Source organism: Marinobacter sp. CP1 (assembly GCF_001266795.1).
GTDB classification, from domain to species: domain Bacteria; phylum Pseudomonadota; class Gammaproteobacteria; order Pseudomonadales; family Oleiphilaceae; genus Marinobacter; species Marinobacter flavimaris.
In genome coordinates this window covers 2650640-2662198 of the sequence record NZ_CP011929.1, presented here as the reverse complement: position 1 = coordinate 2662198, position 11559 = coordinate 2650640, and the positions used below count along the sequence as shown (strand labels likewise).

Below are 11559 nucleotides of genomic sequence, written 5' to 3'. Positions count from 1 at the left end.
ACGCCCGTGACAGAGACAACGAATCAACTGCCCGCAACCGTTTCCAAGGAACCACCAGCCCGCCAGCGACTTTGGCCAATATGGCTTGTTGCCATCATTGCGCTGATTATCGCTGTCGCCCTGGCCTTCTGGAGCTGGCAACAGTGGAACAACCACCAGGCCGTGATGCAGACAATCGAGAGCCTGCAACAGGACACCGCCCAGCTTGAAGATCGCTATGGTGACCGCGGCAGCCAGCAGAGCCAGCGCCTGCAGTCCCTGGAAGAGAAACTGGCAAGCCAGCGGGAGCTGATCGCCACCCAGCAGCGCCAGATCGACCACAATGCCCGTGAACTGCTGGAAGCTGGAAACCGCACACGCACGGACTGGCTGCTGGCCGAGGCGGAATACCTTCTGCGCATTGCCAATCAGCGGTTGATGATCGAAAAAGACATCCGCGGAGCCATGTCGGCCCTGGAAGCGGCAGACGAAGTGCTGACTGAATCCGACGACATCGGTGTCTACCCGGTTCGCCAGCAACTGGCTCGCGAAATCCTCGCACTCAAGGGCCTGACCGGCGTTGACCGCACCGGACTCTACCTGACACTGGAAGCGGCCATCAACAGCATTCACCAGCTTACCGACCAGGCCCTGATCAGTGAGAACGCGCCCGGCTTTGTGGTCAGCGCTGCAGAAGGAGAAAGCGCTGGAACCGGCGAAGAACCCGGCGCTGTGGTACAGGCCTGGAACAAGGTGAAAGCAACACTGATGCAGGTGGTGGTTGTGCGCCGCATGGACGAACCGGTCAAGCCGCTGCTCTCTCCCGACCAGAGCGCCTATGCCCGACTGAACCTCCAACTGATGCTGGAAGAGGCAGAGATGGCGGTATTGCGGGGCAACCAGCCGCTGTATGAGCGCGCCCTTACCAAGGCCCGAACCACCATTGACGACTGGTACAACGCAAGCAATCCCCGGGTCACCGCCCTGAGTGACACCCTGGCTGAGCTGGCCGGCAAGAACGTGGACCCGGAGCTGCCGGATATCAGTCAGTCCCTGGACCTGCTCAAGGAGCGGCTGGCCGGACGCCTAAATGCCAACAATGATAATGGCGAGGACAACGCCGACGGCGGTAATGGAGGCGATGATTCATGATTCGCCTGTTACTGATCGTTCTGCTGGCGCTGCTGATTGGCACCGGCCTTTCCCTCGGATTGCAATATGATCTGGGCTACATCCGGATCAGCCTTGGCCATTACCTGATCGAAACCAACTTCTGGGTGGGGCTGGGCCTGATCGTGGCCCTGATCGTGCTGACTGTCCTGACCATCAACCTTATCCGCCGACTCAGAACCAGCACCGGCCTGGTGGCGGGCTGGATTGCCCGCGGCAATGAACGCCGGGCCCGACGCCGGACCACCCAGGGTTTGCTGGCGCTGGCCGAAGGCAACTGGCCCAGGGCCCGCAAACTGCTGACATCCTCCGCCAGCCATGCCGACACGCCCCTGATCAATTATCTTGCCGCCGCCCAAGCATCGTTCGAAACCGGTGATCACGAGGCCGTGGATGATCTGCTGCGCAAGGCCTTCGACAGCACCCCCGGTTCTGACATGGCCGTCGGTATTACCCAGGCCCAGCTGCAACTGGCAGGCAACCGCCTTGAACAGGCCCTGGCCACGCTGGTTCGCCTTCGCAAACAGTCGCCCCATCACCCCTTTGTGCTGAAACTGCTCAAAAACACCTATCTGCGCCTGGAAGACTGGCGCGAACTGTCCAGGTTATTGCCTGAACTTCGCAAACGCAGCGTGCTCTCGGAAGCGGAACTCAATGATCTGGAACGCCAGGTCTGGCATAACCTGCTGGAGCGTGCCGCGGAAGATTGCCGGCGCCAGCAGAAACAGGATCCCGATGCATCCCTGGAACCGCTGACCAGGCTCTGGGACGAATTGCCGGGCTTCCTGCGTCGCGACGAATACACCATAAGGGACTACGCCCGCCTGCTTGCCAGCCTTGGCGACGAGGTACAGACCGAAACCCTGTTGCGCAAGGTGCTGCGCAACCACTGGAGCGATGAGCTGATCAATCTGTACGGGCGGGTGAAGGGCCAGAAACCGGATGAACAGTTGTTACTGGCCGAACAATGGCTGAAAGACCGGCCCAACAACCCCGAGCTTCTGCTGGCCCTGGGCCGGCTGAGCCTTCGCAACGAACTCTGGGGCAAGGCCCGTGAATATTTCGAGACCAGCCTGCGGCTGAAGCGGAGCCGGGAGGCACTGGCAGAGCTAAGCCGCCTGAATGCCCACATGGGCGAGGAAGAAGCCAGCGTCAAATTGCTGATGCAGGGGCTGGCCAAGGATAACGGGCTGCCGGAACTGCCAATGCCGAGGGCTTAGCGCCAAGGTGTAATGAAAAAGGGCCAGATGAACGTCTCATCTGGCCCTTTTTTTATTCTACTACACAGGCTGCTTCACGAACGGGGGGCGTACTCCAGCACGTCAGAAAAGAACGCCTCTTCGGGCAGGCCCGCATCTACCAGAGCATCCATCAGTGTGTACACCATGGTGGGCGAACCGCTGGCATGGACCTCCACATTCTTCCAGTCCATACCGGATGCAAGCACCGCGCGAACCAGCTGGTCGTGATGGCCAGCCCAGTCATTATCCTCGTCATCTCCCACCACCGGCAGGAACGTGAAGCGGGGCCACTCGTCCTGCCACTGCTGTGCCAGGGCGCGAAGATACATGTCCTCGTGTCGACGAACTCCCCAGTACAGCTTGACCGGTTGGTCGTAGGACGTTTCCCGGAGGTAATCCACCAGGCTCTTCATCTGGGCAAAGCCGGTGCCGGCAGCCACCAGCAACAGCGGCCTGGTCGGCACTGACGCCAGGCAGGCTTTGCCATGGGGCAGCTCCACGGTTACCTCGCCACCGGACGTCAGGGCATCAATCACCTTCTGCGCGGACACCCACTCGGGGGTCGCCTGGATATGCAGCTCGATATTCTGGTCCGATGGACTGCTGGCGATGGAAAAGTAACAGGGGTCAGCATCAGGCAGATTGACCGACAGATATTGCCCGGCATGAAACGACAGCTCCCGACGCCGCGGAAGCTGTAGCTCAACGCGATAGACATCGTGACTGATCGACCTTACGTCCACGACTTTTGCCTGAAACTTGCCAGGCTGATTGTTTCCAGCTGCCATAACGGCGGATATCTCCAGTTCCAGATCCGTGAGCGCGATGCTACGGCACATCATCAAGCGCTCACCGATCTTTATAGTCTGTTGGTTTCGGGTATTAAGCGCGGCGCCCTTCAGTAACCGGGCCTCGCAGATTTCACATACCCCGTTGCGACAGGCTGCCGGCACAGCTACGCCAGCCCGCGCGGCAGCGCCGAGCAAGTCTGCCTCCGACGCCGCAATGAAGGCGATACCAGAGGGCCAAAGCCGCACCGCCCGATGTTCACTGCCCATATCAGTCGGGGCGCGATGCCGGACTTTCAATACCCAGGGTATCCCACAGCTTGTCGACGCGTTTTTTCACATCTTCGGTCATGGCGATCGGCTCACCCCACTCCCGGGTGGTCTCACCCGGCCACTTGTTGGTGGCATCCATCCCCATTTTGGAACCCAGGCCGGATACCGGCGAGGCAAAGTCCAGGTAATCGATGGGCGTATTCTCCACCAGCGTGGTATCCCGGGTTGGATCCATCCGGGTAGTGATCGCCCAGATCACGTCTTCCCAGTTACGGGCATTCACGTCGTCATCCGTGACAATCACAAATTTGGTGTACATGAACTGCCGAAGAAACGACCATACCCCCATCATCACCCGTTTGGCATGGCCGGGGTACTGTTTCTTCATGGTCACCACTGCAAGGCGATAGGAACAGCCTTCCGGTGGCAGGTAAAAATCCACGATCTCCGGGAACTGCTTCTGCAGAATCGGAATAAAGACCTCGTTCAGGGCCACCCCGAGAATCGCCGGCTCATCAGGCGGGCGACCGGTATAGGTACTGTGATAGATCGGATCCCGGCGATGAGTGACCCGTTCTACGGTGAATACCGGGAAGTGGTCCACTTCGTTGTAGTAACCGGTGTGATCACCGAACGGTCCTTCCGGCGCCATGTCATCCGGGTAGATGAAACCTTCCAGCACGATTTCGGCGCTTGCCGGCACCTGCAGATCGCTCAGCCCCGCCTTGACCAGCTCGGTCCGGCTGCCGCGAAGCAGCCCGGCAAAGGCGTATTCCGACAGCGTATCCGGCACCGGCGTCACCGCCCCCAGAATGGTCGCCGGATCGGCACCGAGGGCTACGGCCACCGGATAGGGTTGGCCGGGATTGCTCTTCTGGAACTCCTGGAAATCCAGGGCACCACCGCGATGACTCAGCCAGCGCATGATCAGACGGTTGCGACCGATGACCTGCTGCCGGTAGATGCCCAGGTTCTGGCGTTCTTTATGGGGCCCACGGGTAATCACCAGTGGCCAGGTCACCAGCGGCCCGGCATCGCCAGGCCAGCAATGCTGCACCGGAATCTGATACAGGTCCACCTGATCCTTTTCGATCACGACATCCTGGCAGGGCGCGGAACGCAGTACCTTGGGGCTCATGCGCATCACCTGCCGGAACAGCGGCAGTTTTTCGATGGCATCGCGGAAACCCTTGGGGGGATCCGGTTCCTTGAGAAACGCGAGGAGCTTACCGATGTCCCGAAGCGCCGTGACGTTATCCTGCCCCATGCCCAACGCTACCCGCTTCGGTGTCCCGAACAGGTTGGCCAGCACCGGCATGTCATAGCCCTTGGGGTTTTCAAACAACAACGCAGGACCACCTGCCCGCAATGTACGGTCGCAGATTTCGGTCATTTCCAGATGGGGGTCGACTTCAACGCTGATGCGTTTCAGCTCACCCAGCTTCTCCAGCTGGTCAATGAAGTCTCGCAGGTCGTTGTATTTCATCGGTTACTCCGTTCAGATATGCCAGTACTACGGAGATCGGTGGTCGCTGGACTGCTTTAAAGCAGTTGGAACAAACTGCGCGCACGTGGCATGAACGGCGGAGCCGGGGAGAACCTCCCCGGACCGTGCATTGCCAGGGATGGCAATGCCGAGCCCCCAGGGATGGGTTCACGGCGTGTCCGGGGAGGTTCTCCCCGGCTCTGCCCGCCCCCAAAACCAGAGGCGCTAGTCCTAGCTTAGGGAGAGATCAACGACGCTTCATGGACTGGAAAAACTCGTCGTTGGTCTTGGTGTCCTTGAGCTTGTCCAGCAGGAACTCGATGGCGGCGGTATCGTCGTCCATAGAATGCAGGAGCTTGCGCAGGATCCAGACCCGCTGGATGTCGGCTTCACTCATCAGCAGATCCTCACGACGGGTGCCGGAGCTGCGGATATTGATCGCCGGATAGGTTCGCTTCTCGGCAATCTTGCGATCCAGATGGATCTCCATGTTGCCGGTGCCCTTGAACTCCTCGTAGATAACCTCGTCCATCTTGGAACCAGTGTTGACCAGCGCCGTGGCAAGGATGGTCAGGCTTCCACCTTCTTCCACGTTACGGGCGGCACCGAAGAAGCGCTTGGGTTTTTCCAGGGCATGGGCGTCAACACCACCGGTCAGGACCTTGCCGGAGGACGGGATCACCGTGTTGTAGGCACGAGCCAGACGGGTGATGGAATCCAGCAGGATGACCACGTCCTTCTTGTGCTCTACCAGACGCTTGGCCTTTTCAATCACCATTTCAGCAACCTGCACGTGGCGGGCCGGCGGCTCGTCAAACGTGGAGGCGATGACCTCGCCGCGCACGGTGCGCTGCATCTCGGTCACTTCCTCTGGCCGCTCGTCAATCAGCAGTACCATGACATGGCACTCTGGATTGTTGCGGGTGATGGACTGGGCGATGCTCTGCATCAGCAGTGTCTTACCGGCCTTGGGCGGGGAAACGATAAGCCCGCGCTGGCCTTTACCGATGGGCGCAACCAGGTCCAGGACCCGGGAGGAGAGATCCTCGGTACTGCCGTTACCGGCCTCGAGCATCAGGCGCTCGTCCGGGAACAGCGGCGTGAGGTTCTCGAAGAGAATCTTGTTTCGGGCGTTATCCGGCTTGTCGAAATTGATCTCGCTGACCTTCAACAAGGCAAAGTAGCGCTCACCATCTTTGGGCGGGCGAATCTTGCCTGCGACCGTGTCGCCCGTGCGCAGGTTAAACCGGCGGATCTGACTCGGAGAGACATAGATGTCGTCAGGCCCTGCCAGGTAGGAGGCGTCAGCGGAACGGAGGAAGCCGAAGCCGTCCTGCAGAATTTCCAGTACGCCGTCACCGTAGATGTCTTCGCCGCTTTTCGCATGCTTCTTCAGAATGGTGAAGATCACATCCTGTTTGCGCGAACGAGCCAGGTTATCGAGGCCCATCTCTTGCGCAATATCGAGCAATTCGGGCACGGATTTCTGCTTGAGTTCAGTAAGATTCATAGTTTGTTGGATTTTCAGGAATGGAAGTAAACGAGTATTGGAATGACAGGGGTGCCCCTGAACGTATTGATCGTAAAAAAACGCTGAACTTGGTGCTGGCCAGTTAGAGCAACCGGTGTAGATGGAGTCCGGAATTCAGGTACTGAAGCCAGAGAGTGGGAACAACCGTTCGCCGGGCAAGAGCGATCATCGGCCACCTGACTGGCGAATGTCAAGTGCACTGCACAAATTAACAGCAATTTCACGCCAAACCGGCCACAACCGGCCGCTGGCGCCTCCCCCTGATGGGTTACTCCCTTCCATTAAAAGCCCGTGATGGCGATACTGGCGTATAACAACTTTTCAACGATTATGGAGCCCATCCATGAGCAGTGTACCCAGTACCGAAATGAAACCCCTGAACGTTGCCCTGCTGACCGTCTCCGATACCCGTGGGCCTGAACAGGACACGTCCGGGCAATTTCTGGAGGACAGCGTGGTCGAAGCCGGCCACAACCTGGTCGCCCGCCGGATCCTGCCGGACGACGTCTATCTGGTGCGGGCCTTGTTGTCCGGCTGGATTGCCGATTCACAGGTGCACGCAGTGATCATTACCGGTGGCACCGGCCTGCTTGAACGAGATAGCACACCGGAGGCGGTAAGGCCTTTGCTCGACAAAACCATCGAAGGCTTTGGTGAGGAATTCCGCCGCCTGTCAGCCGCCGAAATCGGATCATCAACCGTGCAGTCACGGGCGATGGCGGGAATGGCAAACCACACGGTGATCTTCTGCCTGCCCGGCTCGACCGGCGCCTGCCGCACCGGCTGGGAAGGCATTCTCCTCAGTCAGCTGGACAGCCGTCACACACCATGCAATTTCTCGGGGCTGGTCTTGCGCAAACCCGAGAAGCCAATGTCGCGGCTCAACGAAGTCATTGGACAGCGCGCCAAGCGCTGAGGCAGAAGACATCCCGATCGGAGTTAAGACTTGATGGCCAAGCCAAACCTCACGCCCCTGGAAGATGCCCTGGACCACTTGTTGTCGGAAGCACCGGTGGTTGCGCAGATTGAAACCGTCGCACTGGCCGACTCCCTGGGCCGGGTACTTGCCGAAAACCACTATGTGCCGGCCGACGTGCCGCCGGCTGACAACAGTGCGGTGGACGGATACGCCCTGCGCAAACAGGATCTGCATGGAGACCGGCCAATACCGGTCTCGGCCCGGATTCCGGCCGGTGAAGCGCCGAAGCCCCTGGAACCCGGCACCGCTGCGCGCATCTTTACCGGCTCAGAGATTCCCGAGGGCGCCGACTCGGTGGTCATGCAGGAGCGGATTGAGGTGACGGAATCCGGCATTCTTGTACAGGCGGAAGTAGACGAAGGGCAGAATATTCGCCGCCGGGGGCAGGATCTCACCCGGGGCGATCTTGCTCTGGCAAAAGGTACACAGGTACGTCCCAATGAGATGGGACTACTGGCCTCCATGGGCGTTGCCCGGGTTGCCGTCCTGGCGCGGTTGAAAGTCGCCATTCTCTCCACGGGAGATGAGCTGGTAGACCCCGGCACGCCCCTCGGGCCGGGCCAGATCTACAACAGCAATCGCTTCACCCTGATGGGGCTGCTCACCGAAGCCGGTTGCGAGGTCGTTCTGTGCGAAACACTCAGGGACAAGCGCGAGGCGACCCGCGAAACACTGCAGCGTGCGGCCGAGGCCGCTGACCTGGTTATCACCAGCGGTGGCGTATCCGTGGGCGAAGAGGACCACGTGCGTGCAGTGCTGGAGGAGTCAGGCAGTCTGTCGCTCTGGAAGATGGCCATCAAGCCCGGGAAACCGGTGGCTTTTGGTGCCATCGGGGGGACCCCGGTGCTGGGACTGCCCGGCAACCCGGGGTCTGTGCTGGTCACTTTCCTGATGGTGGGCATGCCCTATATCCGGAAACGCCAGGGGCGCAACCCGAAACCTCTCTCGGGCGAGCGGATACCCGCAGACTTTACCATTGACTCGCCGTCGATACGCCGGGAGTTCGTCCGGGCCCGCAAGGAATCCCGGGGATCCGGGCCGGTGGTGGCCGCCTATCCCAACCAGAGCTCCGGCATCCTGAGCTCTACTTGTTGGGCTGACGGCCTGGCCGTGGTGCCTGAAAACAGCACCGTCAGCCCCGGCGACCTGCTAACCTACTACTCGTTTGCGGAACTGTTGAGCTGACCATGAGTGATAACACGATTACAGTGCGCTTCTTCGCCCGTCTGCGCGAAGACCTGAAAACCGACCAGCTGGCTATCGACGCCAGGCCCGGCCTCACAGCGGGCGATGTACTTGCAGAGCTGGCCAGCCAGGGCGGCCCCTGGGATCAGTTGCAGGGCGACCAGCCGGTTATGATTGCGATCAACCAGGCCATGGCGAAACCGGGCGCTGAGGTGAAAGCCGGCGACGAGCTTGCCTTTTTCCCGCCGGTCACCGGAGGTTGAGATGATTTCGGTCCAGTCTGACGATTTTGATGTGGCCGCTGAATACGCGGCGCTGCGTGACAGTGGCGCCGGCACCGGCGCCATTGCAACGTTTACCGGCCTGGTGCGGGACAGCGGTGACTTGCAGGGCGTTAACGGGCTTTACCTGGAACACTACCCCGGAATGACCGAACAGGTGATCCAGGGGCTCATTGATGACGCCTCGAAGCGCTGGGATGTGCGCAGGGCCCGGGTGATTCACCGGGTAGGCAGGCTGGCGCTGTGCGACCAGATTGTCTTCGTCGGTGTGTGCAGCGCCCACCGTGGAGACGCGTTCGCGGCCTGCGAGTTCATCATGGACGCCCTGAAGACATCCGCTCCGTTCTGGAAAAAGGAAATCACCTCAGATGGAGAGCACTGGGTGGAACAGAAAGAATCCGATCGGGCGCGCTCCGAGGACTGGAAGTAACTGGCCATAAAAAAACCGCCCGTGAGCCTGGGCTCAGGGGCGGTTTCTGGTGACCTGCCTGCAATCAGAGATTGCTGTCCAGGAAAGCCGCCAGCTGGGATTTGGAGAGTGCGCCGACTTTCGTGGCGTCCACGTTGCCGTTCTTGAACAGCATCAGGGTGGGGATACCGCGGATGTTGAACTTCGGCGGGGTCTGCTCGTTCTCGTCAATGTTGAGCTTGCAGACTTTCAGTTTGCCGTCGTATTCGTCGGCAATCTCTTCAAGCACCGGGGCAATCATCTTGCAGGGGCCGCACCACTCTGCCCAGTAGTCCACCAGAACGGGGACGTCGGACTGCAGTACATCCTGCTCAAAAGAAGCGTCGGTTACATTTACGATATTTCCGCTCATTACCTTTTCCTGATTCATGCACTACTGCTGCACATCGGCATGTCCCTTTCAGGGAATAACCTGCCGGGCACAGGTGCTGTTGACTGTCGCTGAAGGCTGTCCGGGTTATACGGACAACCTTTCACCCAAATCACGGTAAGACATACTTTACGCGATTGATCAGCCGGATGTGAAGCGGTAAGAACCGATCCAGGCCTGACCCTCGTCAAATGCGCGGTTTTCCGGTTACTGACAGGCCTGAGGGATTTCGCTTATAGTACCCCGCACGTTCATCTCAAAAGGATTCCGACCACGTGACGGCCGCATCCACCGCCGAAAACGCTGCCGCCTCATCCGAGGTACTCGCAGCCATCGACATGGGCTCGAACAGCTTCCACATGGTGGTTGCCCGACTAGTGCATGGGGAAATCCGGACCCTCGAGAAGATGGGAGAAAAGGTTCAGCTCGGCGCCGGACTGGACCAATACAACCGGCTCACTGAAGACGCCCAGGAGCGGGCCCTCGCCTGCCTGGGACGCTTCGCTCAACGGCTCAAGGGCATGCCGCCAGAGGCAGTGCAGATTGTCGGCACCAACGCGCTTCGCGTGGCCCGCAATGCCCATCAGTTCATGGCCCGGGCCGAAGAAGCGCTGGGCTATCCGGTAGAGATTATTGCCGGCCGCGAGGAAGCACGCCTGATCTATCTGGGGGTTTCCCATACCCTCTCCGACGATATCGGGCGTCGACTGGTTATTGATATTGGCGGTGGCAGCACCGAATTCATCATCGGCCAGCGGTTTGAACCCCAGGAGCTTGAAAGCCTGCACATGGGTTGCGTGTCGTTCCGTAACCGGTATTTCCCGGACGGCAAGATAACCAGGCGGCAGATGGACAAGGCAGTGACCCACGCAGAACAGGAACTGCTCAACATCCGCCAGCATTACCGCTCCGTGGGGTGGCAAAGTGCGGTGGGCTCATCCGGCTCGATCAAAGCCATTGCCAGCGTATTGGCGACCCTGAAGATCACCGACGGCACCATTACCCTCGCCGCCATGCAGGAACTTCGCAAGCGGCTGGTGGACATGGGTAAAACAGAAAAACTGGGAGATCTGGGCGTACGCTCGGACCGCCAGAGCATATTCCCGGCCGGATTTGCCATCCTGATGGGGGCATTCCAATCCCTTGGTATCAAGGACATGGCGTTCGCCGATGGTGCTCTGAGGGAAGGTCTGCTTTACGACATTGTCGGGCGAATCCAGCACGAGGATGTCCGTGAGCGAACCATTTCCGCGCTTCAGGAGCGTTACCACGTTGACCAGGCACATGGCGCTGCCGTTGAGGAAACGGCCGTGGCAGCATGGCGGCAGGTTGCCGACGCCTGGGCCCTGAACACCCCGGCAGATGAAGAAGTACTGCGCTGGGCCTGCCGACTGCATGAGATCGGCCTGACCATTTCCCATAGCCAGTACCATAAACACGGCGCCTATCTGTTGCGCTACTCGGATCTGCCCGGCTTCACCCAGCAGTTCCAGCGCGACCTGGCAACTCTCGTGCGCGGCCACCGGAGAAAATTCGCCTCGGCAATCTTCGAGGGCCTGGACCCGGAAGACATTGCCAGGCTGCGTTACCTCTGCGTGCTGGTGCGCCTGGCGGTTCTGATTCAACACCCACGCAACATGGAGCCGCCTCCGGCCTTCACCCTGACGGCACACAAGGACAAGTTGGTGCTGGAGTTTCCGTCAGGTTGGCTGGATGACAGGCCACTGACCCTGGCCGACCTGGAAAACGAACGGGACTATCTCGCCAAACAGGACTTTGTTCTGGAACTGAACGGCGGCTGAGCGCG

Annotated in this window: 11 protein-coding genes; 7 read left to right on the top strand and 4 right to left on the bottom strand. The window is 59.8% G+C overall.

Going from position 1 to position 11559, the window contains the following annotated elements:
• Window positions 1-6 precede the first annotated feature (6 nt).
• Window positions 7-1131, top strand: coding sequence for a uroporphyrinogen-III C-methyltransferase (locus ACP86_RS12290; protein WP_053114158.1), 1125 nt, complete (start codon window positions 7-9; stop codon window positions 1129-1131).
• Window positions 1128-2369: a heme biosynthesis HemY N-terminal domain-containing protein gene (locus tag ACP86_RS12285; RefSeq protein WP_053114155.1), complete on the top strand. Its 1242-nt coding sequence runs from the start codon at window positions 1128-1130 to the stop codon at window positions 2367-2369. The genes ACP86_RS12290 and ACP86_RS12285 overlap by 4 nt, the downstream gene beginning before the upstream one ends.
• A 74-nt stretch (window positions 2370-2443) precedes the next feature.
• Here ACP86_RS12285 and ACP86_RS12280 read toward each other — a convergent pair whose 3' ends face one another.
• The 3 genes from ACP86_RS12280 to rho all read right to left on the bottom strand — a co-directional run bounded on the left by ACP86_RS12280 (window position 2444) and on the right by rho (window position 6447).
• Window positions 2444-3448 carry an FAD-binding oxidoreductase gene (locus tag ACP86_RS12280; RefSeq protein WP_053114153.1) on the bottom strand — a complete coding sequence of 335 codons (1005 nt, stop codon included), beginning with the start codon at window positions 3446-3448 and terminating at the stop codon, window positions 2444-2446.
• Between the two features lies 1 nt (window position 3449).
• Window positions 3450-4937, bottom strand: coding sequence for a 4-hydroxy-3-polyprenylbenzoate decarboxylase (ubiD, locus tag ACP86_RS12275; RefSeq protein ID WP_053114152.1), 1488 nt, complete (start codon window positions 4935-4937; stop codon window positions 3450-3452).
• A 247-nt stretch (window positions 4938-5184) separates the two neighbouring features.
• The gene (gene rho / locus ACP86_RS12270; protein WP_008169890.1) at window positions 5185-6447 is read right to left on the bottom strand and encodes a transcription termination factor Rho; all 1263 of its coding nucleotides are present in this window, start codon (window positions 6445-6447) and stop codon (window positions 5185-5187) included.
• 364 nt (window positions 6448-6811) lie between these two features.
• On the opposite strand from rho, the gene moaB reads away from it, so the two are divergent.
• From moaB to ACP86_RS12250, 4 genes are read left to right on the top strand one after another with little or no spacing between them, the layout of a single operon-like run.
• Window positions 6812-7384 carry a molybdenum cofactor biosynthesis protein B gene (moaB, locus tag ACP86_RS12265; RefSeq protein ID WP_053114150.1) on the top strand — a complete coding sequence of 191 codons (573 nt, stop codon included), beginning with the start codon at window positions 6812-6814 and terminating at the stop codon, window positions 7382-7384.
• Between the two features lie 33 nt (window positions 7385-7417).
• A complete protein-coding gene (gene glp / locus ACP86_RS12260; RefSeq protein WP_053114148.1) occupies window positions 7418-8632 on the top strand; it encodes a gephyrin-like molybdotransferase Glp in 1215 nt (404 codons plus the stop codon).
• A 2-nt stretch (window positions 8633-8634) separates the two neighbouring features.
• Window positions 8635-8895, top strand: a complete 261-nt coding sequence (locus tag ACP86_RS12255) for a MoaD/ThiS family protein (protein WP_053114146.1) — start codon at window positions 8635-8637, stop codon at window positions 8893-8895.
• A 1-nt stretch (window position 8896) separates the two neighbouring features.
• The gene (locus tag ACP86_RS12250) at window positions 8897-9343 is read left to right on the top strand and encodes a molybdenum cofactor biosynthesis protein MoaE (protein WP_053114144.1); all 447 of its coding nucleotides are present in this window, start codon (window positions 8897-8899) and stop codon (window positions 9341-9343) included.
• 64 nt (window positions 9344-9407) lie between these two features.
• On the opposite strand, the gene trxA is transcribed toward ACP86_RS12250, so the two are convergent.
• Window positions 9408-9734 (bottom strand): thioredoxin TrxA, encoded by a 327-nt coding sequence (gene trxA / locus ACP86_RS12245; protein WP_008169901.1) that lies wholly within the window; start codon window positions 9732-9734, stop codon window positions 9408-9410.
• A 293-nt stretch (window positions 9735-10027) separates the two neighbouring features.
• Here trxA and ppx point away from each other — a divergent pair, with 293 nt between their 5' ends.
• On the top strand, window positions 10028-11554 hold the full coding sequence (ppx, locus tag ACP86_RS12240; RefSeq protein ID WP_053114142.1) for an exopolyphosphatase: 1527 nt from the start codon (window positions 10028-10030) through the stop codon (window positions 11552-11554).
• Window positions 11555-11559 lie beyond the last annotated feature (5 nt).